Origin of the sequence: Microvirga sesbaniae, from assembly GCF_025460805.1 — a bacterium.
Lineage (GTDB): Bacteria > Pseudomonadota > Alphaproteobacteria > Rhizobiales > Beijerinckiaceae > Microvirga > Microvirga sesbaniae.
Map to the genome: position 1 here is coordinate 536,742 of NZ_JAMXFJ010000001.1, position 24,519 is coordinate 561,260.

The following is a 24,519-nucleotide window of genomic DNA, read 5'->3' on the forward strand; positions in this document are numbered from 1 at the left end:
CATCCCTGTCCTTCAAGGTGCGAGAACATCGATCGTGATAGAAGTTGAGCCGACTGCGCTGCCCGACGTGAAGATCATCAGGACTAAGGTCTTTGCCGATCCACGCGGCTATTTCGTCGAGACCTACAATCGAAAGGCCTTCGCCGCGGCCGGCATTCTCGACGAGTTCGTCCAGGATAACTTTTCCCTGTCGACCGGGAGCGGCACCATCAGAGGTCTGCATTTCCAGAGCGCGCCTTTTGCTCAGGCAAAGCTCGTGCGCGCGGCCCGTGGTCGTATCCTCGACGTCGTGGTCGATCTCAGGCACTCGTCTCCGACCTTCGGCCGCCATGTGGCGGTCGAGCTGAGTGCCGAGAACCGGCTGCAGCTCCTGGTGCCTGTCGGCTTCGCTCATGGCTTCTGCACCCTCGAGCCCAATACTGAGGTCTCCTACAAGGTGACGGCGCACTACTCCTCAGCGCATGATCATGGGCTCGCCTGGAACGATCCCTCACTCGGGATCGAATGGCCTGTTGAGCCATCCCGGGCGGTCTTATCCGACAAGGACAAGAACCATCCGCGGTTGAACGAGCTTCCCGTCTATTTCCCATGATGACGCATTCAGTGCGCGCCGGTCGAATCTGCATCCAACGCCTTTTTGGTGAAAACCGCGCCCAGGAGATCAAGTGATGAAGGGCATCATTCTGGCCGGCGGATCCGGCACCCGTCTGCATCCGATGACCTATGTCACGTCGAAGCAGCTTCTGCCGATCTACGACAAGCCGATGATCTACTATCCGCTCACCACGCTGATGCTGGCGGGCGTGAAGGATATTCTGATCATTTCCACCCCCGATGACTTGCCGAAGTTCAAACAGCTCCTGGGGAGCGGTGAGCGCTGGGGCATCAAACTCTCCTATGCAGAGCAGCCCAAGCCGGAGGGTCTCGCGCAGGCCTATATCATTGGTGCCGAATTCGTCGCAGGGGGACCGTCGGTCCTGATTCTGGGCGACAACGTTTATTACGGGCACGGCCTCGCCGATCTCATGGAGGCTGCTCGGCGCCAGAGCACAGGCGCGTCGGTCTTCGCCTACCACGTGACCGATCCGGAGCGGTACGGGGTCGTCGAGTTCAACCACGATGGGCGGGCTATTTCCATCGAAGAGAAGCCCGCGAATCCGAAATCCAGCTGGGCCGTGACGGGGCTTTACTTCTACGACGCACAGGTCGTCGACATCGCGGCGCGGCTCAAGCCTTCGCCCCGCGGCGAACTTGAGATCACCGACGTCAATCGCGCCTATCTCGAGCAGGGGCAGCTTCATGTGCAGCGCATGGGGCGCGGCTTTGCCTGGCTCGACACTGGAACGCCGGACTCTCTGGTGGAAGCCGCGGAGTTCGTCCGTGCGCTCGAAAAGCGTCAAGGGTTTCGCATTGCCTGTCCGGAGGAGATTGCATTCAATCTCGGGTGGATCGGCCGGGACCACCTGCTACAGCTGGCGAAGGAGCTGTCAAAGAGCAGCTATGGTCAATACCTGATGCGCATTGCCGAGCAGGCCTGATCCAATCATCGGCCTTTCAAAGGACGGGCCATCGATCATGTGAGGGTGCCCCAACTAGAGATGGCCGGCGGCCTTCAGGCCGATCATCAATAGCCCTGTGTGCTGGGCGTGAGTCAGCTCTCCTCGGAGAGCCATTGCGGCCGCCTCAGCCGCAGGGACGCGGACGAGGGCGATATCCTCGCTCGCCTCCGGTGTGGCGGGCTTTATAAACCGAACAGGGTGTCCTAGGACGACGTGAACGCGGTTCGTATGGGTCGCAGGGTTGGGAGAGAGGCTCGCCAGAAGCCGGAGGGTCTCGGCTGCATAGCCCGTCTCCTCCATCAGTTCACGAGCGGCCGCAGCCACTGGGTCACTGTCCGTGGTGTCCAGGACGCCGCCAGGAAGCTCAAGAGTGAGACCACCGTAGCCGTGTCGGTACTGCTGGACGAGAAGGACATGATCCTCTGAGTCGATTGCGACGACGTGAACCCAGTCCGGGTATTCAAGGACGTAGAACGGAGCGATCTCAGTGCCCGACGAGGTGACGCAATCATCCGCACGAAGCGATACCCACCGGTCGCGGAAGATGTGACGGGATCGATTGACCGTCCATGGCAAGGGCATTTGTCTCGACCTTCGAAGGGGAATATCCGACCAAACCGTAATCGCCTCGCGGTTGGCACCGCAGATGCGTCGGCGGAGAATAAGTGGCTGCCTAAAGCATCGGACGTGAAAAGTGGACTTGCACTTTTGGGATCCATCCGATGCTTTCTTCTTGAATGAGAGCATCGGTCAGAACGGACCCAGCGGGCCGCGCCAGCGAAAACCGGGTCCACTTTTCGCTGACGCGGCCCTCTGGGTCCGTCCGATGCTCTAGCGAAAGGTCACTGTTACGCCAATGATTGCGTGAATCAACCACACGCCGATGATCGGGCACCAATGATGCCCAGGTCGCGGTGGCCGATAAGGCAATGATACATTGAGGTTGTAGTTCGAGGCGCACCCGCCTCAGATATCTTGCGCTTGACCGAGAACGGCCGCTGTCCCGCGCCAGCCAGGGCTTAAATCCGCGAGTTGCGACGCCGACGTGTACACTGGGCGACCAACTCGCGTTGCCCAGTGTGCCGGTGGATGCCTTCCAGGTTGGTTCCCTCGATACTGTGAACTGACGGCTATCGCTTTTCGAGGGTCTCCGGTCTGCTTCTAGATAACGAGGATGTCATGGTTGGTCATCTTCAGTCCTGCAGACAGCCGTGCAACGAGAACCTGTTCCGCCGTGCCGTTCCCGTCCTGATCGTAGTAGAGAAGCCCGTTGGCGCGGTCGTAAATGACCCGGTCGGTTGCATCATGCGCTTCCGTTCCAGTCCAAAATGCCGAGGATTTCAGGGTCCCGTCCTGTCCCAAGCCCGCAAACGCATTGTTGTTCAACCAGAAGGTATCATCGGCAACCGAGAAGTCCCGGATCGTATCAATCTCTGTCGGGCTGTTCGGAATCGTATTGTAGACAAAGGCGTCCCGTCCCGAGCCGCCGTGAACAACATCTGCACCCGCCTGGCCATCAAGGCGGTCGTTCCCGCTTCCTCCGCTGAGAGTGTCGTCGCCCAGGTTGCCGTAAAGACGGTCGTTGCCGCTTTCGCCCTTCAGAGAATCGTTGCCGACGCCTCCGTCCAGGCTGTCATCGCCGCTCCCGCCTTTGAGGGCGTCATCGTCGAAACCACCACTCAGGCTGTCGTTCCCGTTCCCACCAAACAGGGCATCGTTACCATTATCGCCATAGAAGCGGTCGTTGCCGTCCTCCCCGTAGATGCGATCGAAGCCATCGCGGCCGTAGAGCCGGTCGTTCCCGACACCACCCAGAATTCGGTCGTCCTGCGCCGTTCCGAACAGCGTATCGTTCACGTCCATGTACTGGAGTTGGCCATAGAGGGGGGCGTCCGACCTGCTGACGCCGTCCGGGAAGCTCGTGTTCAGGTTCAGGCCGACCGAATGAAGCACCGACGCCACGACAGAGTTGCTGTTCAGGTCGTCGCCTGGAATTCTCCCAACGATGTCAATGCTGTAGTCTAGATCGGCTTTTTCGATGTTGTTGGCGTGCTGGACCATGATCTGCCAAACGTCGTCGGCGTTTCTGGCGCCAAGATCGAGGACCTCGCGGTGCCTTTCTTCGGGAGTGTCGGAGCCTCTCCGGTCGGGCGAAGTTGCTAGATCGGCATCGACCAGCGTTTCAAGATCTCCTCCCGACCCCGCGGTGCCTCGGATCACCTTTTCGGAAATGATACGACCTTGCTCATCCGTAGCCGTTTTCACAAGGTAAAGATGAAGGAAGCCACTGTCTAAACCCTCGAACTCGACGGGCTTGGCTTCGATGGCGATAACGGTGGGCATGACTAACTCCTTGAGCAGCTCGGCGATCTTAAGGCCGCCTGAGGGACGGCAATGTCATCAACAAAGTTGATAGCCTTGCCGTTCCATTCTGCATCAAGGGTGTAAGGCCAAGCCAACCGGCATTGTCGCTTTGATCGAGCAGCGTCGATGACTAGCGCGGTCGACGAGTTGATTTGTCACTGCGATTCACTCCAGAAGCAATATGCAATAACATTGGCAAATTATCGCCTCGCGGGTCTTTCTGTTGAGGAAGTGGAATAAACGCTGGCGTTATGAACGTCAGGAAGCTTTTCCTTAGATGATAGCTGGGATATAGAGTTCATGTTAGGCAGTAGCCTTGATGCTAGGGCTGAGTTTCGGGTTGGGGCGCAACATGACGACTGACGGCAACGACATTGTAGACGTCTACGACTATCAACTTGCCGTAGGCGACTTCGACGGTGGCTTGGGTCAGGATACCTTCCAACTCCTTGGAGGTGGCTTCTTTAATTTCACTATCGTTTCGAGGTTCACAAACTTCGAGCAGATTTTTGGGACGGCCAGCAACGACAGCATCTATATTTCGGGTACGCAACTGGCAGGCATTCAAACCATCGATGGCCGTGGCGGATATGACTGGCTTCATCTCAGCGGTTCTACGATCGATCTAAGAGGCAAGGCTGTTCTCGACATAGACCGGATCGTTCTGCAGTCCGATGCTTCAAGTATCGAAGCTGACAACCTTAGCCAAGCATTGAAGTTCGAGGCCTGGAATACTGACAATGATAAATTGCTACTTAGTAGCGTTACATTGACAGATGAACAGAGATTGGCCCTCCGCGATCGCGGAATTGACCATGTCACGGATGCCACAGGCGTAACAACCAGCAACGAAGCCGCTCGCCTTGACGGATTGACGGGAGACCGGGTGACCGTGCGGGCGGGGCAGTCCGTGTTCCTGGATGTCGGACACGATGCAACAATCTCTGATGATCGAGGAGCACTTCAGGGGCTTCAGGTCACGCTACAGGACAGCTTCGGTGCGCAGGAGTTGCTCCGGCTGACGGCTTCGGGACGGGTCACCTACAGCACAAGTGATTACATTCGAACCGTTTACGTCGATGGGGTCACAATCGGCACATATACCTCTCTCGGAGCCTCTCCGACCCTCTCATTTTCATTCAACAGCAATGCGACGCCTGAGCGGGTCACGGAAGTTCTACGGACCGTGACGTACCAGAACATAGAGACGGGCTATCTGCCCGTTGGAGAGAAGACCGTCCAAATCCGCGTTGCTGACGCAGGCGGGCGAGTGACAACGTCCTCTGTAGTAATCGAGAACGCGAATGATGCTCCTGTAGCGCTGACACTTCATTGGAATAGGATCGCGGAAGGATCAGATGCTGGATCTTATGTGGGAGCATTGACGGCTGGCGATCCGAACTGGGGCGATACGCCAAATCTGAGCTTCTCATTGACGGACGATGCGGGCGGGCGCTTCAAGATCGTGAACAACACTCTCGTAGTTGCAAATCCGACAAGGCTCGATTTCGAGCAGGCGCAGTCTCATCTGGTCACCGTTCGGGTCACGGACCCCAAGGGTCTCTATCTTGAGAAGACTTACACGATTTTCGTCACGGATGTGCTTATTGAAGGTAATCCGTATCCGCCAGTCGTGGCGCCGACTGTCAATCAGCGCATCATCGGAGGGCGCGGTAAAGACTCACTGGAAGGTGGGAGTGGCAATGACACTATTATCGGAGGTGCTGGAGTTGATACCCTATGGGGTGCGGGGGGTAGAGACGCATTTGTCTTCAGCTCCAAGCCTAGCAAGACAAACTACGATCGGATTGTTGATTTCAACGTAGTCGACGACAGCATACACCTAGAACGATCGGCGTTTTCGAAGGTAGGCAAGATCGGTCCCTTGAAGAAGGATGCTTTCTGGGTTGGAGGAAACGCCCATGATCGCGATGACCGTATCATCTATGATAAGGTCAAAGGCATTCTTTATTACGATCCTGATGGGATTGGCGCAGCGTCGCAGATTAAGTTTGCGACGCTCAATAAGAAGCTGAAGATGTCACAAAAAGACTTCTTCGTGATTTGAGATTGGCATTCATGAGCAGATGCAGAGCAATCCGCTCTGGTTCAGATATGCGAGAAGAAAGCCAGCCCTGATCGCTTCACTCATGCCTCAGAGACCTCAAAGAGTTTTGATGGTGCACACCGATCGACCGGACCACGTCAGATTCACGAAAAGGATGCGGGACGCGGCGTATCGGGCCGGACAACGTGATCAACAGCGCGAAATGGAGCTCGCGCAACTCTCAGCAGAATGGGCTTACGAAGTCGAGGTTGAGCGCGTCAAGAGGCGCCAAGCCGATACGAAACACAACGCGCAGCAGCGCGTCCGCCAATTGGATCAGTGAGCACAGCTTGAGCGCTATGAGCGCCGCGTTGTATCACGACGCAACTCTGCGATCCAAGCCTTCGATGACGCATGTGCCGCAGGGGATAATCCAAGATTAGGACCTCGGCTTGAAGGGGGCCCTACGATTGAGTGACGGACATGGCCTGAGTGGCTGGATCGCTCGATGTTTCTGCCCCTCATCAGAGGTGCACGGGTGCGAGCGAGATCAACCCTAACCACCGTCCAAGGTATTGTGGCCGACGCTGTTTCGCCTCAACACTGACAGGCAAATCCATCTGTTCGCGGGAGCAAGGGATCCTGCAGGGCCAACGAGAATCGTGGCCCACGCGCTCACATGGCTGGCCGGGCTCCCAGCGGCGTGCGCGCTTGTGCTGCCAGTAACCCATAGATCTACAATGCTCGCAACACCATACTATCACGAATTGGGTTCACGGGCCATTTGTTTTGCCGGCTACGTAAAGGACGTGAGCATTTCTTCTCGTGAACGACCGGCGGCTCCTGCACCGGACCGGTTTTGGCGGAACGAACCCAACCGCCGGGCGGCGCGGCGCGCTGCTTCCGGGGTGACGCAGAGGCCCTGCCACTTGAGCCCCGTCCAATCTCCTTCGATCTTTTTCTGCCCTCAGGTGTTGTGCCTGCGGTGATGCGAGCGGGAGGATGACGCGGGAATGGGATCGAACGGAGACATCCTGGATTGCCTGATCGTCGGCGGAGGGCCGGCCGGTCTGACGACCGCGTTGTATCTCGCCCGCTTCAAGCGGCGGTTCATGGTGGTGGACAGCGGCACGCCGCGGGCAGCCTGGATCCCGACCAGCCACAACATTCCTGTCTTCGCGGAAGGGATCTCCGGCCGGGACATCCTGGCCCGTGCCCGTGCCAATCTGGAGCAATACGGGCCGACGATCCAGCCGGGTCGGGTCACCGGCCTTCGCAAGCAGCCGGACCGCTTCATTGCGGTCGTGGAGGACAACGACGGCGGCATGAACCAGATTGCGGCCAGGCGCGTGGTGCTGGCCACGGGCTCGGTCGACATCGAGCCCGATCTGCCGGATGTGCCCAATGCCGTCCAGCGGGGGCTCGTGCGCTATTGCCCGATCTGCGACGGCTACGAGTCCCGCGACCGGAAGATCGCCGTCATCGCGTACGGCGCCCACGGCATAGGGGAGGCGGTCTTCATCGCGCGCACCTATTCCCGCGACGTGACCCTGCTCACGTTAGGTCAGCCGCTCGATCTCACGCCGGAGCAGCGAGGACGGCTCGAGGAGCACGCCATCAAGATCGTGGAGACGCCCGTCGAGTCCCTGGACATGGAGGAGGATCGCATCTCCGCCGTGCATATGGGCGGCAAGGAGCACCGGTTCGATGTGCTCTATTCGGCACTCGGGCTCAAATACCGGTCGGATCTCGCAATCTCCCTGGGAGCCGAGCACGATCCCTCCGGCAGCCTCCTGGTCGACAGCCATTGCCAGACGAGCGTCAAGGGGCTCTACGCCGCCGGCGACATCGTCCGCGGTCTCGATCAGATCGTCGTCGGCATGGGCCATGCGGCGCTCGCCGCGACCCATATCCACAATCACTGCGAGCTGCCGACGGAGGACGAGCCGGGAGGGGCGTGACAGGGCCCCTCACGACAGCGCCTTGGCCAGGAGCGGCAGGCTGATGTCCATGCGGTAATCGACCGAGGAATGGTCGTCGTGGAATTCCTCGTAGGCGTGAGGGATGCCCGCGGCGTCGAGCTTCCGGTGCAGGAGCCGGGAGCCGTAGACCATGTTGTACTGGTCGATGTCGCCGCAATCGATGAAGAAGGCCTTCAGCTTGCGCAGGTTCTCCTGAAGCTCGGGGCGATCGACCATGCGCAGGGGGTCCCAGCGCAGCCAGTTGGCCCAGCGCGCCTCGATGATCTCGCAGGTCTCGAGATCCACCGGCAGGCGGACCCCGTAGAACTGGCTCGGGTCCGGATCGAAGCTCGCCGCCTGGGCGAGGAGCATCAGCACGTGCCAGTCCTTGTCCTTGGCCTTCGGGCCGGCCTCGAACTTGCGCAGGAAAGCCTCGATGGACATGCCGTGGTCGACCAGGTGGCGCAGCGCCCCGGCGAACTCGCCGAGGTGATAGAGATATTCGAACCCGACGTCGCCCGAATGGGAGGCCGCCGCCGACCAGACGGAACCGCCATGCCGCAGGGCCTGCACCATGGCGCCGTAGCCGCCCGAACTCTTGCCGAACACACCCCGGCGCCCATCCCCGCCGCAGCCGAAGCGCTCCTCGACGAAGGGGAGCATCTCGCGCACGAGGAACGTCTCCCAGGAGCCCATGGCGGCGCTGTCGACATATTGATTGCCGCCGAGCCGCGTGAAGCAGTCGGGAAAGGCCACCACGACCGGCGGCATCGCGCCGGTGCCGATCAGGCGGTCGAGGCGCTCGGGCACGTTCTCGCCGTAGTTCTTCCAGTTGGTATGCGCCGGGCCGCCCGCCGTGTAGCCGACGAGATCGACCAGGAGAGGCAGGTTCCGGCCGTCATGGCCCGCCGGCACATAGACGTCGACCCGGCGACGGGAGGGGTCCCCGAGAAGATTGCCTTCGAGGCTTCGGCTGTCGAGCCGGAGGGTGTGCAGCATGCCTTCCGGAGCGTCATGATCTTTGCGCATGGTCATCCTCATCCTGGCCACGGGAAGTGATGTGGCGGCCAAAAGGGCACTTGTCCAGAATCCGGGCTCTCGCGGCGGTTAATAAGTCCTTATCACACCTAGCCATTCCCGGGATCGCGGGTCTACGGTGCTGCTCGATAAGCCAAATCCTGGGGGAGTATTCATGTCCGACAGTTTCCTGCCGCGATGGAGCCTGAAGACCGAAGGCATCATCATGCCGGACGAGCGGCTGCCGACCGGCCAGATGATCGTCGTGGGCTTGCAGCACGTGGTCGCCATGTTCGGCGCGACCGTGCTCGCTCCGATCCTCATGGGGTTCGACCCCAACGTCTCGATCCTGTTCTCGGGTCTTGCCACCATCATCTTCTTCTTCGTGGTCGGCGGCCGGGTGCCGAGCTATCTCGGCTCGAGCTTCGCCTTCATCGGGCCCGTTCTCGTGGCCACGGGCGCGAGCGTCGGCAGCCCCAACGGGAACATCCCCCTGGCGCTCGGCGGCATCATCGCGGCCGGCGCGCTCTACTTCCTGATCGGGCTCGTGGTACAGCTGGCGGGGCACCGCTGGATCGAGCGGCTGATGCCGCCGGTCGTGACCGGCGCCATCGTGGCGGCCATCGGCCTCGTGCTCGCGCCGATCGCGATCAACAGCGCGTCCGGCGTCACGCCGGACAATCAGGCCGGCAGCGACTTCGCCCGCTGGATCGCGCTCGCCACCGTGGTGGCCGTGGGCTTCGTGGCCGTCTATGCGCCGGGAACGATGCGCCGCCTGCCGGTGCTGATCGGCGGCGCCGCCGGCTACCTGATCTACTACATCTGCGCCAACATTCTGGGCCTCGGGCAGCCGATCGACTTCACGAAGATCGGCCAGGCCGCGTGGTTCGGCCTGCCGACCTTCCAGAGTCCGGTCTTCGACGCGCGGGCCATCAGCCTCATCGCCCCGGTGGCGATCATCCTGGTGGCGGAGAATCTCGGGCACATCAAGGCCATCGGCGCCATGACGGGCCGCAACCTCGATCCCTATCTCGGCCGCGCCTTCATGGGCGACGGTCTGGCCACCATGCTGTCCGGCGCGGCGGGCGGCACGGGCATGACGACCTATGCCGAGAACATGGGCGTCATGGCGGTGACCCGCATCTACTCGACGCTGGTCTTCATCATCGCGGCCGGTTTCGCGCTCCTTCTCGGGCTGTCGCCGAAATTCGGCGCCTTCATCGGGACCATTCCGGGGCCGGTGCTCGGCGGCCTGTCCATCGTTGTCTTCGGGCTCATCGCCGCGACGGCGGGCCGGATCTGGGTCGAGAACCGGGTCGATTTCTCGAACCCGCGCAACCTGATCACCGTGGCGGTCGCGCTGGTCCTCGGGGCCGGCAACTTCAAGCTGAACCTGGGGGGCTTCACCCTCGACGGCATCGGCACGGCGACCTTCGGGGCGATCATCCTCTACCACATCCTGCGGATGACGCCCGGAACCGCCGAGCGCCCGCACCCGGCGGAATAGCGCCGTCCTTTCTCAGGAACACGCCCATGGAGCCCGCGTTGAGCCCCAACGCGGGCTTCGCTTCTTCGGAGACCTGCCCCTCGATCCTGGCCGGTCGGAGGCCCGCATCCTCTTCTTCCACGGAACGATGCCATGAGCTCCGAGCAGACGCAGACCCTTCCTCCCCAGGTGCAGGACCGGCAGCCCGGTCGCGAGACCGAAATGACCCCGCGGCCCGATTACGAGCCCCGCTACCCCGGCAGCGGCCGATTGCAGGGCAAGGTCGCGCTCGTCACCGGCGGCGACAGCGGCATCGGGCGGGCGACCGCCGTTCTCTTCGCCCGCGAGGGCGCGGACCTTGCGATCCTCTACCTGGACGAGGGCGAGGACGCGCTGGAGACCAAGCGCCTGGTCGAACGGGAAGGGCGCGCATGCCTGACGATCGCCGGCGATGTCGGCGATCCCGGCTTCTGCCACTCGGCCGTCGAGCAGGTCGTCCAGCGCTTCGGCAAGCTGGACGTCCTCGTCAACAACGCGGCCGAGCAGCATCCGAAGAAGGACATCGGCGAGATCACGCCGGATCAGATCGACCGCACCTTCCGCACCAACATCTTCGGTTATTTCTACATGGTGCAGGCAGCCATGAAGCATCTCAAGCCGGGCGCCGCGATCATCAACACCACGTCGGTGACGGCCTATCGCGGCAGCGCCGACCTGCTCGACTACAGCGCCACCAAGGGCGCGATCGTCGCCTTCACGCGCTCCCTGGCCCAGAAGCTCGCGGGCGAGGGCATCCGGGTCAACGGCGTGGCCCCGGGGCCCATCTGGACGCCCCTCATCCCCTCCACGTTCCCGGTCGAGAAGGTGAAGCAGTTCGGTGCCAACACACCCCTGAAGCGCCCAGGCCAGCCCAACGAGGTCGCGCCGTCCTACCTGTTCCTGGCCTGCGAGGACTCGTCCTACATCACCGGCTCGGTCCTGCACCCGAACGGCGGGGATGCGACGGAATCCTGAAAAAGGGAAGGGCGGCTCTTTCGAGCCGCCCTTTTTTGAAAGCACCGAAGGGCGCGTCAGCGTCTGCGCCGGACCCGAACCGGGACCAGGCTCCGCTGCGGCACCGCCCCGGCGAAGAAAAGCATGACGGCGGAGAGAGACCCGCCAAGAAGGAAAAGAACTTCTGCAATTTCGACGTGAGACGCCAAACCAATCATCGCCGCCAGAGCAGTAACAATCGCAAAGATACAAGATGCACGAAGGGCAACCGAACGAGTCATCGACCATCTCTCCCAAGTGATCTGGAAAACGTATGGGCTAGGGGCAGGTTCCATGTGAATGAAAGCCTGCTCGATGACCTTTGAATGGCGGATGAACACAGTGGATCGTCGTTCCCGATTGGAACCCTACAGTCGCGCTTGGCGTTGTTTGAACATCATCGGCTTGCAGTCGATTGGACATTCAGCGAGGTAACACCATGCTCGGTTGGGCAGTCACTTTTCTCATCATCGCTCTGGTCGCAGCTCTCTTCGGCTTCGGCGGCATCGCCGGCACGGCCGTCGAGATCGCGAAGCTGATCTTCTTCGTCGCGATCGTTCTCTTCGCCATCTCGGCCGTGATCGGTCTGCTGCGCGGACGAAGCCCCATGTGATTCTGGCCCCATGTGATGTCGGCCCCATGACGCCGTTGAGGCGTCGGGGTCACGAACGCCGCCCCGCAAGGGCGGCGTTTTCGTTGATGAGGTGACGTAAGGAAAAGAAGAGTGCGGTCAGCTCTGCAGCGCCGCTCTCGTCATGCTGTCGGGGCCGAGGTCTTCGATGTCCTCGACGTTCAGCAGGGACGCGAGGCGAAAGCGGGCACGGTTCACGCGGCTTTTGATCGTCCCGACGGCGCAGCCGCAGATATGCGCGGCTTCCTCGTAGGAGAAGCCGGATGCGCCGACCAGAAGCAGAGCCTCGCGCTGATCGGCCGGGAGCTTGGCGAGCGCGCTGCGGAAATCCTCGAAATCCAGGTGCGAGCCCTGTTCGGGCTGAACCTTCAGGCGCCCCGCATAGGAGCCGTCGGGGTCCTCGACCTCACGCCGCCGCTTGCGGTATTCGGAATGGAAGAGGTTGCGGAGGATGGTGAAAAGCCAGGCATTCAGGTTCGTTCCCGGCTCGAACCGATGCAGATTGGCCAAGGCCCGAAGAAGGGTATCCTGGACGAGGTCGTCGGCCCTGTCGACCTGACCCGAGAGGGAGATGGCGAAGGCGCGAAGGCTGGGAACCGCCGCGAGAAGAGCCTCCCGTAACTCCGGTTCGGGTTCTGGGGTCATTGCGACCCCTCCTTCCCCCCGTTCTTCTTGTCCAGCTGATCGAGCAGGTCCTTGAAACGGTCTGGAACGGGCTGCTGCATCAGTTCGTCATACATGGCGCGAAGTTGGTCGCCGATGCGCTTCTGGCTGCCGCTGTCGAGCTTGGGGTCGTTGGCAAGCTTATCGTTCTCGTCGTTCACGGATGCATCCAGAATGGCCCGAGCAAGCTTGTTCCCCTTATCGACCGTCATCTTAGTCCCCTTGCTATCCCATTTTTCTGAGGGATAGCCAACCTTGGCAATATCCATATATTGGTTTTCGAGCAATAACGCTGGTTGCTGCGCCCGGTTCCATCCATGGAACTTTCGCAGCTTTGCCACGTTGAATGGTCCGTCGGTACAACGAGCCAAAAGCACAGTTTAAGGGGAAGCGAATGTCGACAGCGCAGCTTGTCGTCCAGCACTTACCATATCTTCGCCGCTACGCGCGCGCTCTCACAGGCAGCCAGATGGCTGGAGACGCCTATGTGGCCGCCACCCTGGAGACCCTCGTCAGCGAGCCGGAGACCATCGGGCCTTCCGGAAACGTGAAGGTGGAGCTCTTTCAGGTCTTTACCCGAATCTGGAATTCCCTGTCGGTGAACGGACGCAGCGAGCAGATCCAGCGCGACCTGCCGGCGGAGGTCCGCCTGGGCCAGATCACCCCGCTTCCCCGACAGGCGTTCCTTCTGTCCTGCCTCGAAGGCTTCGGAGAGGAGGAGGTCGGCCAGATCCTCGACGTCGACACGAAGACCGTCCGCGAACTCGTCGACGAGGCCGGGCGGGAGCTCGCGGCCGATATGGCGACGGACATCCTCATCATCGAGGACGAGCCTCTCATCGCCATGGACCTCGAGGCCCTGGTCGAGGGCCTCGGCCATAACGTGACGGGCGTCGCCCGCACCAGGACCGAAGCCGTCAAGCTGGCTTCCGCCAAGCAGCCGGGCCTGATCCTGGCCGATATCCAGCTGGCCGACGGCAGCTCGGGGCTCGATGCGGTCAATGACCTCCTCAAGGCGTTCGAGGTTCCGGTGATCTTCATCACGGCCTATCCGGAGCGCTTCCTGACCGGCGAGCGGCCCGAGCCCGCCTTCCTGATCGCCAAGCCGTTCCAGCCTGCGAATGTCTCGGCGGTGATCAGCCAGGCCCTGTTCTTCCAGCAGAGCGCCCGGCGCCGCGAGCCCCGCGCCGCGACGGCCTGATCCTTCAGGCTGATAGGATTACCAAGTAATTGCCCGGCCGTTGGCCGGGCTTTTCTTTTATCATGATGTATAGGCACAAAAAAAGACGGGCTCATGAGCCCGTCTAAGGTGCCGGCCAATGCACAAGGGGAATGCGGGGAGGACCAGGAGGCCGGTACTTTAAGAACGCCCTATGGAAAACAAAGGTTCCCAGCTTTTTCATCCCACTTTTTATTCGTCGCTTCGAGGGAATGAGGCAGGAACATCAAAGAAATGGTCGCGTTGTTTTTTCGAATTGTTGAGCTGAGAGAGCAGGAGAGAGGGATGTTCCGCACACCTGTAGCTTTGGTCGCGTTGGCTGGGGCTTTCTTCGTGGCCGGAAGCTTCGCCCCATCGTCCTTCACCATGTCTCCGCTTGTGCAATCCGAAGCCCTGGCTCTCGCGGCCCCGGTTCCGGTGAAAGGCGATCGGATCGCGGCGCCCGTTCCGGCGAGCAGGCCCGCGGCGGTTTCGATCGTGGAGCTGGTCGGCGTGTCCAACGCCGCCGTGATCCTGCGGGACCGGGACGGCAAGGTGCTCTACAAGTCGGATCCCCGCTCCGGCATCACGACGTTCGCCCGCGACACGGACCTGCCGGTCGTGACCCTCAAGGAGGAGGTGCCGGGCCCGGTTGCGCAGCACCCGGTCCGCCGCCAGGAGGGCAGCGAGACTCCGCAGAACCAGAGCCAGAAGCCGAAGAGCCGCAACCCCATCGGCTGCGTCGGCGACGTCTCGCCGCTTGCCCGGGCCAGCGCCAACCGGATGCCGAGCCTCTGCCTCGCCTCCCTCGAGCAGTCGCTGTCCTGATCGATTGCCGACCATCCGCTTCGCATCGGGGAAGCGGCTTCCCCGGTCGGCCGGAGCCTTTGCGCCGGAACCAATCATCGCCAAGACGGTTGCCGTTATCGGCATGGTTGATGTTGCCTGTCGCCGTGAAGGCGGCAGAGCTTCCCTGTTATCATGCAAATATTAATAAGTATTCATTTTCGAAAAGCAGACTAGAGAAGCCGATAACATTGTCTTGATCCGGTGGATAATCGGAACGGACGCTGGTGCTGCGCGTTACATCTCCGCGCACTTGAGTGCACAACGCGATTTTCAACGGATCCTCAGGAGAAATAAGCAATGCTGAAGAAGCATATGGCAGCTTGCCTCGTCGTGACGGCTTTTGCGGCCGCGCCCGCCCTCGCACAGACTTCGTCCCCGTCGGCCCCGACCGATCGCCCGGCGGCCTCGGGCTCGGGTTCGACCACCTCGGGCTCGCCGGCCATGCAGCCAGGCGCCTCCGGATCCTCCTCGTCCACGCAGTCCACGACCACCATGGGCCAGAACAGCGCCATGCAGGGTCAGTTCATCACCAAGATGGAATCGAACCACATCATGGCGTCCGATCTGATCGGCACCAAGGTGGTCAGCGCCAACAACGAATCGATCGGCGACATCAATGACGTGATCATGGACCGCAACGGCCAGATCATGGCCGCCGTCGTCGGCGTGGGCGGCTTCCTGGGCATCGGCGAGAAGGACGTGGCCGTTCCGTTCAAGTCGCTCGAGTTCGCGACCAGCCAGCAGGCGCAGGCCATGGACAGCAGCCGCAGCGGCGGCAACAGCGTGAACACCACGGGCTCGACGGCGACCACGGGCAACACGACCGCGACGGGTTCCGGAACGGCCGGCTCGACCAACACCGCGTCCAACACCTCGTCGGGCAACCAGAACCAGCCCGAGCGCGTCGTCCTCCGGATGACGAAGGCCGAGCTCCAGGCCGCTCCGGCCTTCGATGAGGATGGCGACACCAACGCCAACCGGTCGACGACCGGCACCACGACGGCTCCGAAGCAGTAACGCACCGCCGGCCCTTGCCGGAAGGCGGCGCCTGAGGACACTCAGGCGCCGTTTTGCCGTGGGCGGGACCCGCTGTCGTGGCCCCTTCCGACAGGCGGGTGCAACGCATTCCCCGGCTGTCCCGGTCTCCAGCGCGGGACCAGACTTGTTGCCGCACAAGGAACCGAGGGTTGATGCATACGTTGCCGTTCCAAGCGCCATGAGAATGCGGAGGAAACGATCATGACTGCCACCAACGAACTCGACGCGGTTCTCTGCCAGGAAGAGCTTCCGGACGAATTCTCCCGGCTTGCCTCCAGCTCCTCGCCCAGGGACAAGCCGTCCGTGGCCTCCATGCTCAGCGGCATCATCCCGGTCAGCTCGCAGGACGAGGTGACCTGTCCGCTGCTGCTGCGGAGGCATCTTGTCGTTCCCGCCTTGCCGCATGTGGTGCCGACGGCAAGCCGCCAGCATATCTGAGGTTTGCTCTCCGATGCTTGATGTGTGCCCCGGTTCGAACGCGCCACGGGCCGTTGCGGTCCTGCTCCATCCGAGCATCGTACCCGTCATCGACGTCTTCCGGTCGCTCGACCTCCTCGAGGATCAATATGACCTCGCTCTTCTCGACGGGCCCGAGCAGGGACTGACCGCCTATACCGGGCCCGAAGCCGCCAAGGGCATCGTCTCGGACGCCCTTCTCTTGGCCTTCGCCCTGACGCGCCAGCCCGGCGGGCCGTTCGCCTATCGGCCCGTCGGATCCCGTCATGGGAGCCTCGACGAGTTCTGCCTGCTCACCCTGATCGCCTCCTCGCGCAACCTCGGCTCCGACCTGGCGGTCGAAGCCGCGTCGCTCCTGGATGTGGCGTCGCTCGATGTCATGGGACCTCTGACGGGCGAGATCCTTCGACACATGGATGCGGGAGACCTCGTGTTCGCGCTTCCGAGCCTTCCTGAATTCAGAGCCATGATGGGGACAGGATCCTCCGAGGAGGTTCTCGTCGAGGCTGCTCCCGGCAAGGCGGAACGCAACCTGAGGCACTAAAGCATCGGACGGAAAAAGGGGACCCGGTTTTCCGTCCTGACCGATGCTCCAGGCCCGCGCCGCTCCCAGAGATGATCGAAATGTTCTCCCGTCATGGCACCCTCTCACGTCATGGCCGGGCTTGTCCCGGCCATCCCGATCGGAAGGGTGCGGCGCCCTACGGAAGCGGGATCACCGGGACAAGCCCGGTGATGACGTGGAGAATGTGGAACGGGCCGGTGCGAACACCCTCCGCACGTCATGGCCACCCTCCGCCCTTCCTGCCCCCCTCCCACGTCATGGCCGGCCTTGTGCCGGCCATCCCGATCCGGTGGGGCGCTGCGCTTCAGACGATCGAGATCACCGGGACAAGCCCGGTGATGACGTGGTGGTGGATCGGACAAGCCCGGTGATGACGTGGAGAGTGGGACAAGCCCGGTGATGACGACGGGGTGCCCATCCGGCCGGGCGGTCAAGACACGGTCCCGGACGATGCCTCAGCCGTCCATCTGTTCAAATCGTTCGTCTGCTGCCACGATACCATTCTTCGCTCTCCCATCTTCCGGAACCTCGAATGGCCGTCATCGGGTCTGTCGCGTGAGGCGCATCGCAGCTTTCGCCCTGATGGCGCTCATCTGGGGGCTGACCTGGCTGCCGATGAAGGTCGCCTCGGAGGTCGTCCCGCCGATCTTTCTCGCCGCGATGCGCTTCCTCCTCGCGGCACCGTGCTTTTTCCTGATCGCGCTGGCCCAGGGCCTTCCTGTGCGGCCCGGCCGGTTCAGCCGCATCGTGGCCGCCTCCCTGCTGATCACGACCGGCTGCTACGGGTTCCTGTTCTGGGGCGTCGCGAGGGCGCCGAGCGGTTTGTCCGCCATCGTGAATCTCTCCCTGATGCCCATCTTCCTGGTGGTCATCGGCGCCCTTTACGGACAGGAGCGGATCACGATGCGCCGGGTGGCGGCCATCGGTTTCGGGATCGTGGGTCTTGCCCTTCTCTTCTCCGGCCGAACGGGTGCCGCCCAGGAGGGCGCCACGCCCATCATCGGTCTTATCGCCGTTGCCATCGGGACCGTGTCCTACGCCTGGGGGTCGGTGATCAGCCGACCGCTGACCCTGGCCATGCCGCCCCTGATCCTTGCCTTCTGGCAGAGCCTCGTCGGCGGGATCGCCCTGGTCCCGGTCTCCTTCGCGGTCGAGGGGTACGATCCTGCGTATGTCTCGGCGCTGTCCGACCCGAGGGCCCTGTTCGGCCTCGGGATCCTGGTGCTGGGCGGCTCGCTGGTCGCCTTCTGGATCTATCTGGGACTCGTGCGTGACTGGGGCGCCTTCCGGGCGGGACTTTATTCCTTCATAAGCCCGATCATCGCGGTTGCCGCCGGGGTGGTCTATGCCCACGAACCGTTCGGCTGGGCGGAAGGTCTCGGCATGGGCATCATGCTGGCCGCCACGGCCCTGTCGCTGTCGGAAAAAAAGCCCGTCACGGCAGCCCGATCCGGGTGAGACCGCCGCAGGCCGACGAGGCTGTCCAAAAGTAAAGGGGCCGTCCAGCGGCCCCTAAACCGATTATTGTCAGAAACCAACTATTCCTGGTTGCCGCGGGTGTTGCCCGAGGCCTGACCGCCCTTGCGGCCGGCTTCCGAGGCGAGTTCGCGGTCCTGGGAGAAAGACCGCTTCTCGGCCGGAACGCTCTTACCGCCTTTGCTTGCGATTTCGCGCTGCCGGTCAGAGTCCATCGACGCGAAGCCACGCTTCGAGGTCGAACCACCTGCCATTTATGCCTCCTTATCAATGGTGTCCGTGCTTCTTCAACCGCAAGGGGATTCGATGGTTCCGGTTCGTTTGAGGGAACCTTTGCAAAAATTTTCACGAAAATATTCAAATCCCGCGAATTGTTACGCTTAGCCGAGAGATTTAAGCCGTGCGAACGTGGCAACAACTTGTCCGTGGGAATAAGAACCGAAAAGGTACTTACCTCGATACACGTTCCTTGGCTGTGTTCTATTTGCGAATAGGGTCGGCACGGAGGTCAGTCGTTGATCCCCCGGGGTCGCGAACGGACATGGATCCTTCGCGGCAGCTGGAGGAATCCCTGTCGGAGGCGAGGGGAGATGATTATCGTCTGCGATCGATATAAAAGGCTCGTCGCGGGCGTTCACCGGCGGGCGCCTCGAACGTTCAAAGCTCAGCAAGAGAGGGCGGGATGACCTACGACGACAGCAATGTGTTCGCGAAGATCCTCCGGGGCGAGCTACCCTGTCATAAGGTTTACGAGACGGACCGCGTCCTGGCGTTCATGGACGTCATGCCCCGCGGGGACGGGCACGTGCTGGTGATCCCGAAGGCCAAGGCCCGCAATCTTCTCGATGTGGACCCGGATGAACTGGCCGAACTCGCGAAGGCGGTTCAGATCGTCGGGAAAGCGGCCAAGACGGCGCTCTCGGCCGACGGGCTGACGATCCAGCAGTTCAATGAGAGCGCCGGCGGACAGGTGGTGTTCCACATCCACTTCCATGTGATCCCCCGCTTCGAGGGCGTCGCGCTGAAGCCCCATACGGGCCAGATGGAAAAACCCGAAGTGCTGGCGGATTTCGCCGAAAAGATCCGCGCCGCGCTGCGCACGGCGTGATGGGCGGCGGCCATGCAAGTCGTCGTTGCCGCCTGAATCCGGCCTGTAACAGCCGTCTCCGCACGTCATCGCCGGCCTTGTGCCGGTGATCCCGACGCGAGGCGCTGCGCCACCTTATCGGGATGGCCGGCACAAGGCCGGCCAGACCGAAGAGGACTCCGACACGCGCGGAGCGTCAGGATGGATGAGGCCTAGAGCATCGGACGGGAAAAGTGGACCCACTTTTGGGATCGGATCCGATGCTCATCTCCTTAAGCAGCGCATCGTTCGGAGCGGACCCAGCGGGTCGCTGACGCGGCCCTCTGGGTCCGCACGATGCGCTAGTCCGCCCAGTCGAGCGAGCGGGCGATGGCCTTGTCCCAGACGGCGTTCAGCCGCTCGCGGCGGGCAGCATCCATGGCGGGCGTCCACCGCCTGTCGACGGCCCAGTTGCGCGCCAGTTCGTCCGTCCCGCTCCAGAACCCCGTCGCCAGGCCGGCCGCATAGGCGGCGCCCAGGGCCGTGGTTTCGATGACCCTGGGGCGCACCACGGGCACGTTCAGGATATCGGCCTGGAACTGCATCAGGAGCTCGTTGACCACCATGCCGCCATCCGTGCGCAGCTCCTTCACGGCGATGCCGGTGTCCTTGGCCATGGCATCGAGCACCTCGCGGGTCTGGAACGCGGTGGCTTCGAGGGCCGCGCGGGCGATGTGGCCCTTGTCGGCAAAGCGCGTCAGGCCGCCGATCAGGCCGCGGGCATGCGCGTTCCAGTGCGGCGCATAGAGGCCCGAGAAGGCCGGCACGATGGTCACGCCGCCATTGTCCTCCACGCCCCGGGCGAGGGTCTCGATCTCGGCGCTGGTCCGGATCAGTCCGAGATTGTCCCGCAGCCATTGCACCAGGGCCCCGGCGATGGCGATGGATCCCTCGAGGGCATAGACGGTCTTGCCCTGGCCGAAGCGGTAGCCCACCGTGGTGAGCAGGCCGCATGTGGACGGGTAGGGGGTCTCGCCGGTGTTCATGAGCATGAAGCAGCCGGTGCCATAGGTGTTCTTGGCCTCGCCCTGCCGGAAGCAGGTCTGTCCCACGAGGGCCGCCTGCTGGTCGCCGAGGATGCCCGCGATGGGAACCCCCGCGAGCCCGTCGGTCGCCTCGCCATAGACCTCGCTCGATGAGCGGATCCGCGGCAGGCAGGCTCTCGGGATCTCGAAGAGTGTCAGGATCTCCTCGTCCCAGTCGAGGCGGCGCAGGTTCATGAGCTGGGTGCGGCTCGCATTGGTCACATCGGTGATGTGGCGGCCGCCATTGACGCCGCCCGTCAGGTTCCACACGAGCCAGGTGTCGATGTTGCCGAACAGCACGTCACCGGCCGTGGCCTTCTCGCGGGCTCCCGGAACATTGTCGAGCAGCCAGCGCAGCTTGAGGCCGGAAAAATAGCTCGCCAGCGGCAGGCCGGTCCGGTCCCGCAGGCGATCATGCCCGCCGTCCCGGGCGAAGTCCTCGACGATGGGATCGACCCGGGTGTCCTGCCAGACCAGGGCGTTGGAGAGCGGCCGCCCGGTGCGCCGGTCCCAGATCAGCGTCGTCTCGCGCTGGTTGGTGATGCCGATGGCCGCCAGATCCCGGGGCGCCAGCCCCTTCTTCGCCAGCGCCTGCGCGATGACCTCCTGCGTGTTGCGCCAGATCTCGAGGGGATCGTGCTCCACGTGGCCGGGTGCGGGGTAGATCTGCTCGTGCTCCTTCTGGCCGACCGAGACGATCGCTCCGGCCTTGTCGAACACGATGAAGCGCGAGCTGGTCGTGCCCTGGTCGATGGCGCCGACGTACTGAGCCATGGTCTTCCCCCGAGTCTTCTCGCTCTCAGTCTTCTTGTCCCGAGTCTTCTTGTCCCGAGCCTTCTTGCCTCACGTCTTATTGCGCGGCGACGGAGGCCGCATTCTTCTTGGCCAAATAGGCATCGATCCTGGCCGGGGCATCAACCGGCACATGCAGGCCGAGCTTGGAGCGGCGCCAGAGGATGTCCTCGGCCGTGCGGGCCCATTCGCGGCGCACGAGATAATCGACCTCCGCGGCCGTCAGCCCGGCGCCGAAATCCTCCCCGAGATCGGCCATGGCGGTCGCGGAGCCCAAAAGCTCCTCGACCCGCGTGCCGTAGGCGCGGGCCAGGCGATGGGCCTGGGGCTCGGGCAGGAAGGGCCAGCGCTGGCGGACGGTGGCGAAGAAGCGGTCGAAATCCGCGTCCGGCATGTCGCCGCCCGGCATCCTGGCGTTTTCCGTCCAGGCCGGCTTCATGGTCGGGAAGGAGGCTTTCAGCTCGTCGAGGGCATGCTCGGCGAGCTTGCGGAACGTGGTGATCTTGCCGCCGAAGATCGACAGCACGGGCGCCTGGCCCTGGGGGGCGTCCATGTCGAACACGTAGTCGCGGGTCACGGCGGACGCGTTGGAGGACCCGTCGTCGAAGAGCGGCCGCACGCCCGAATAGGTCCAGACCACGTCGGCCGGCGTGACCTGCTTCTTGAAGAAGTGGTTCACCACGTTGCAGAGATACTGGATCTCGTCGGGGCTGATCTCGACCTTCCTGTCCGGAACCGACTCGACCGGGATGTCGGTGGTGCCGATCAGGGTGAACTTCTCCTGGTAGGGGATCGCGAAGACGATCCGCTTGTCCGTGTTCTGGAGAATGAACGCTTCCTTGGTGTCGAAGAGCTTCGGCACGACGATGTGGCTGCCCTTCACCAGGCGCACGTTCTTCGTGGTGTTGAGGCCGAGCTTGGCGTTGAGCACGTCGGCCACGAAAGGCCCGCCCGCATTGACGATCACCTTGGCGCGCACCTCCTGGACCTCGCCGGTCTCCACCTCCTGAAGCTTGGCGACCCAGAGATCGCCCTCGCGACGGGCGGAGACGAGCTTGGTCCGGACCCGGATGTCGGCGCCCTTCTCGAAGGCGTCGAGGGCGTTGAGCGCCACCATGCGGCTGTCCTCGACCCAGCAATCCGAGTAGACGAAGGCGGTGTCGAAGCCGGGCTTCAGGGCCTGGCCGGCCGGGTGCCGGGTGAGCTTGATGCCTTCGGTGCCCGGCAGCTTCTTGCGCGGCGCCAGATGGTCGTAGAGGAACAGGCCCAGGCGCACGAACCAGGCCGGGCGGATGCCCTTCTCGTAGGGCAGGATGAAGCGCAGCGGCCAGATGATGTGGGGGGCGGATTCCAGCAGGCGCTCGCGCTCGAACAGGGCCTCGCGCACCAGCCGGAACTCGTAATATTCCAGGTAGCGCAGGCCGCCGTGGATCAGCTTGGTCGAGGCGGATGAGGTGTAGCCGGCCAGGTCGCCCTGCTCGCAGAGCACCACCGAGAGGCCCCGGCCCACCGCATCGCGCGCGATGCCCGCGCCGTTGATGCCGCCGCCCACAATCAGAAGATCAGTCACTGTCGTCACGAAATCCGTCTTTCATCGAAGCCAAGCGATTCTGCCGCCCAGCACATGAGTTCTTTAGCCGTCTAACGCAAGGGATTTTTCGGGGCGTCCGGGGCCCTTTTGAAACACCAATACAAGGATGAAGAAGCCGAGCGCAAGGCAGGACATGCCGAGGCACAGAGCCATGACGGCCGCATAGCCTCCCCACCAGGCCCAGAGCGCCCCGAAGACGAACGGGGCGGCCGCCGTGGTCAGGCGCACCGGCATGGCGATCATGCCCTGGACCGTGCCGTAGCTCTCGCGCCCGAACAGCTCGGAGGGCAGCAGAGCCCGGACGATGGTCATCATCCCGTTCGAGGCTCCGAACAGGAGGGCGAAGACCGCCACGAGCCAGAAGCCCGCCGGCGCGAAGGGCAGCAGCGCGAAGGCGAGAAGGCCCAGGGTCAGCACGATGATCCCGAGGCCCTTCATGCCGAAGGCGCGCTCGCCGAACGCCATGGCGAACCGGGCGACCACCTGGGCGGGCCCGATGAGGGAGAACGCCGCCACGGCCATTTCCAGCGTGAAGCCTTGCTCGACGAGAAGGGGAATCAGGTGGATCGGCAATCCCGCGGCGATCACGCCCTGCAGAACGGACGACGCGACAAAGCACCAGAAGGACACGCGCCTGAGGACCCACCGGGCATTGGCCGGAGGCGGATGGACTTGGCCGGCATCCGGATGAGGCGCCGTCCTGGGCGGGGCGCCCGGGATCGTCAGCGCATGCAGGCCCGCGCAGACGAGGATGTTGAAGGCGGCCAGGACCAGGAGCGCGCTGCGCCAGCCCAGGTGCTCGATCAGCAGATGGGTGACGGGAATGAAAACCGTGCTGGCGAGGCCTCCGACCAGGGTCATGAACGTGATGCCCCGGCGGGCCATGAAGCCGAGCCTGCGGGTCAGGACCGCGAAGCCCGGCTCGTAGAAGACCGTGCTCATGGCGATCCCCATGCCGATCCAGATCAGCACGAAGGCGGGATAGCTTCCGACCCATGACCAGAGCATCAGGAGAGTTCCGGCCAGGAGGGACCCGCCGGTCATCACCGCGCGGCCATAGCCGAGGTCGATGAGCCGTCCCACCGGCACGGCGCAGAAGGCCGAGGTCCCCAGCGCCAGGGAATAGGCCGCCATCATCTCCGACTTGCCCCAGCCCAGCTCCCGTCCCATGGGATCGACGAACAGGGCGAAGGCATAGAAGATCGTGCCGTAGGAGATCAGCACGTTCAGGGACAGAGCGGAGACGAAGGCCCAGGGCATGCGGGCGGGGGCGGACATGAATCCAGTCTTATTCCGGTCGGGACCTCGATGTCAGCCCCAAAGCATCCAGCCTGGACGTGAACTTTGGGACCATTCGATGCGCCTTCCCGGGCCCGCGCCCGTCCCCGGCGGAAACCGGATCCTTTCCCCTCACCATGCGCCAGAGGTTGACGGATAGGCTTTTAGCCCCCATATGCACTGCAGGCGACGGCGTCCGGCAACCGGAACGCTTGAGCGGGACTGCGTGACGGATCTTCGCGGAACGGCGAAGGCCCCGGTCCCCTTCTTCAATCGCTCACTCATACGACGGCCCCATCACGCGGGCTCTCGCCTCAAGAGCCCTGAAGCGCCTTTGCTTGACCAAGCCGAACCTGCTTTGCGGC

At 62.9% G+C, this 24,519-nt stretch carries 23 protein-coding genes; 14 read left to right on the forward strand and 9 right to left on the reverse strand.

The window, feature by feature from the left end:
- The first annotated feature begins 34 nt into the window (after window positions 1-34).
- Window positions 35-592 carry a dTDP-4-dehydrorhamnose 3,5-epimerase gene (rfbC, locus tag OCW50_RS02435; RefSeq protein ID WP_262296307.1) on the forward strand — a complete coding sequence of 186 codons (558 nt, stop codon included), beginning with the start codon at window positions 35-37 and terminating at the stop codon, window positions 590-592.
- A gap of 76 nt (window positions 593-668) precedes the next feature.
- Window positions 669-1,538 carry a glucose-1-phosphate thymidylyltransferase RfbA gene (gene rfbA / locus OCW50_RS02440; protein WP_262296353.1) on the forward strand — a complete coding sequence of 290 codons (870 nt, stop codon included), beginning with the start codon at window positions 669-671 and terminating at the stop codon, window positions 1,536-1,538.
- Window positions 1,539-1,592: 54 nt separating this feature from the next.
- On the opposite strand, the gene OCW50_RS02445 is transcribed toward rfbA, so the two are convergent.
- Both OCW50_RS02445 and OCW50_RS02450 read right to left on the reverse strand, forming a co-directional pair.
- A complete protein-coding gene (locus OCW50_RS02445; protein ID WP_262296308.1) occupies window positions 1,593-2,135 on the reverse strand; it encodes an NUDIX hydrolase in 543 nt (180 codons plus the stop codon).
- A 585-nt stretch (window positions 2,136-2,720) separates the two neighbouring features.
- A complete protein-coding gene (locus OCW50_RS02450) occupies window positions 2,721-3,902 on the reverse strand; it encodes a calcium-binding protein (RefSeq protein WP_262296309.1) in 1,182 nt (393 codons plus the stop codon).
- A 373-nt stretch (window positions 3,903-4,275) separates the two neighbouring features.
- Between OCW50_RS02450 and OCW50_RS02455 the strand changes: the two genes are divergently transcribed.
- Both OCW50_RS02455 and OCW50_RS02460 read left to right on the forward strand, forming a co-directional pair.
- Window positions 4,276-5,991: a cadherin domain-containing protein gene (locus tag OCW50_RS02455; RefSeq protein WP_262296310.1), complete on the forward strand. Its 1,716-nt coding sequence runs from the start codon at window positions 4,276-4,278 to the stop codon at window positions 5,989-5,991.
- A 992-nt stretch (window positions 5,992-6,983) separates the two neighbouring features.
- On the forward strand, window positions 6,984-7,931 hold the full coding sequence (locus OCW50_RS02460) for an NAD(P)/FAD-dependent oxidoreductase (protein ID WP_262296311.1): 948 nt from the start codon (window positions 6,984-6,986) through the stop codon (window positions 7,929-7,931).
- A gap of 9 nt (window positions 7,932-7,940) precedes the next feature.
- Here the strand turns inward: OCW50_RS02460 and OCW50_RS02465 are convergent, their stop codons facing one another.
- The gene (locus OCW50_RS02465) at window positions 7,941-8,960 is read right to left on the reverse strand and encodes an alpha/beta hydrolase (RefSeq protein ID WP_262296312.1); all 1,020 of its coding nucleotides are present in this window, start codon (window positions 8,958-8,960) and stop codon (window positions 7,941-7,943) included.
- 163 nt (window positions 8,961-9,123) lie between these two features.
- Between OCW50_RS02465 and OCW50_RS02470 the strand changes: the two genes are divergently transcribed.
- From OCW50_RS02470 to OCW50_RS02480, 3 genes are all read left to right on the forward strand, one after another.
- Window positions 9,124-10,455, forward strand: coding sequence for a solute carrier family 23 protein (locus OCW50_RS02470; RefSeq protein WP_262296313.1), 1,332 nt, complete (start codon window positions 9,124-9,126; stop codon window positions 10,453-10,455).
- Between the two features lie 132 nt (window positions 10,456-10,587).
- Window positions 10,588-11,448 (forward strand): SDR family oxidoreductase, encoded by an 861-nt coding sequence (locus OCW50_RS02475; protein ID WP_262296314.1) that lies wholly within the window; start codon window positions 10,588-10,590, stop codon window positions 11,446-11,448.
- 457 nt (window positions 11,449-11,905) lie between these two features.
- Window positions 11,906-12,079 (forward strand): DUF1328 domain-containing protein, encoded by a 174-nt coding sequence (locus OCW50_RS02480; RefSeq protein WP_009494036.1) that lies wholly within the window; start codon window positions 11,906-11,908, stop codon window positions 12,077-12,079.
- Between the two features lie 117 nt (window positions 12,080-12,196).
- Here the strand turns inward: OCW50_RS02480 and OCW50_RS02485 are convergent, their stop codons facing one another.
- Window positions 12,197-12,742, reverse strand: a complete 546-nt coding sequence (locus OCW50_RS02485; protein ID WP_262270915.1) for a sigma-70 family RNA polymerase sigma factor — start codon at window positions 12,740-12,742, stop codon at window positions 12,197-12,199.
- Window positions 12,739-13,101, reverse strand: coding sequence for a NepR family anti-sigma factor (locus OCW50_RS02490; protein ID WP_262270916.1), 363 nt, complete (start codon window positions 13,099-13,101; stop codon window positions 12,739-12,741). Before OCW50_RS02490 ends, OCW50_RS02485 begins: the two co-directional genes overlap by 4 nt.
- Before the next feature lie 53 nt (window positions 13,102-13,154).
- On the opposite strand from OCW50_RS02490, the gene OCW50_RS02495 reads away from it, so the two are divergent.
- The 6 genes from OCW50_RS02495 (at window position 13,155) to OCW50_RS02520 (ending at window position 18,324) form a co-directional block, all read left to right on the forward strand.
- Window positions 13,155-13,961: a response regulator gene (locus OCW50_RS02495; protein WP_173948522.1), complete on the forward strand. Its 807-nt coding sequence runs from the start codon at window positions 13,155-13,157 to the stop codon at window positions 13,959-13,961.
- A 303-nt stretch (window positions 13,962-14,264) separates the two neighbouring features.
- Entirely contained in the window at window positions 14,265-14,786 is a 522-nt protein-coding gene (locus tag OCW50_RS02500; RefSeq protein WP_262270917.1) for a hypothetical protein, read from the forward strand.
- A 318-nt stretch (window positions 14,787-15,104) separates the two neighbouring features.
- The gene (locus tag OCW50_RS02505; protein WP_262296315.1) at window positions 15,105-15,824 is read left to right on the forward strand and encodes a PRC-barrel domain-containing protein; all 720 of its coding nucleotides are present in this window, start codon (window positions 15,105-15,107) and stop codon (window positions 15,822-15,824) included.
- Between the two features lie 222 nt (window positions 15,825-16,046).
- Window positions 16,047-16,283 carry a hypothetical protein gene (locus OCW50_RS02510; RefSeq protein WP_262270919.1) on the forward strand — a complete coding sequence of 79 codons (237 nt, stop codon included), beginning with the start codon at window positions 16,047-16,049 and terminating at the stop codon, window positions 16,281-16,283.
- 13 nt (window positions 16,284-16,296) lie between these two features.
- Window positions 16,297-16,845: a hypothetical protein gene (locus OCW50_RS02515; protein ID WP_262296316.1), complete on the forward strand. Its 549-nt coding sequence runs from the start codon at window positions 16,297-16,299 to the stop codon at window positions 16,843-16,845.
- A 576-nt stretch (window positions 16,846-17,421) separates the two neighbouring features.
- Window positions 17,422-18,324, forward strand: coding sequence for a DMT family transporter (locus tag OCW50_RS02520; protein WP_262296317.1), 903 nt, complete (start codon window positions 17,422-17,424; stop codon window positions 18,322-18,324).
- A gap of 80 nt (window positions 18,325-18,404) precedes the next feature.
- On the opposite strand, the gene OCW50_RS02525 is transcribed toward OCW50_RS02520, so the two are convergent.
- On the reverse strand, window positions 18,405-18,596 hold the full coding sequence (locus tag OCW50_RS02525; protein ID WP_009494027.1) for a con-10 family general stress protein: 192 nt from the start codon (window positions 18,594-18,596) through the stop codon (window positions 18,405-18,407).
- A 428-nt stretch (window positions 18,597-19,024) separates the two neighbouring features.
- Here OCW50_RS02525 and OCW50_RS02530 point away from each other — a divergent pair, with 428 nt between their 5' ends.
- The gene (locus tag OCW50_RS02530; RefSeq protein ID WP_262270922.1) at window positions 19,025-19,450 is read left to right on the forward strand and encodes an HIT family protein; all 426 of its coding nucleotides are present in this window, start codon (window positions 19,025-19,027) and stop codon (window positions 19,448-19,450) included.
- A gap of 320 nt (window positions 19,451-19,770) precedes the next feature.
- Here the strand turns inward: OCW50_RS02530 and glpK are convergent, their stop codons facing one another.
- From glpK to OCW50_RS02545, 3 genes are all read right to left on the reverse strand, one after another.
- Window positions 19,771-21,267 (reverse strand): glycerol kinase GlpK, encoded by a 1,497-nt coding sequence (gene glpK / locus OCW50_RS02535; RefSeq protein ID WP_262296318.1) that lies wholly within the window; start codon window positions 21,265-21,267, stop codon window positions 19,771-19,773.
- A 76-nt stretch (window positions 21,268-21,343) separates the two neighbouring features.
- Entirely contained in the window at window positions 21,344-22,864 is a 1,521-nt protein-coding gene (locus tag OCW50_RS02540) for a glycerol-3-phosphate dehydrogenase (protein WP_262296319.1), read from the reverse strand.
- A gap of 54 nt (window positions 22,865-22,918) precedes the next feature.
- Window positions 22,919-24,154 carry an MFS transporter gene (locus OCW50_RS02545; protein WP_262296320.1) on the reverse strand — a complete coding sequence of 412 codons (1,236 nt, stop codon included), beginning with the start codon at window positions 24,152-24,154 and terminating at the stop codon, window positions 22,919-22,921.
- Window positions 24,155-24,519: the final 365 nt, after the last annotated feature.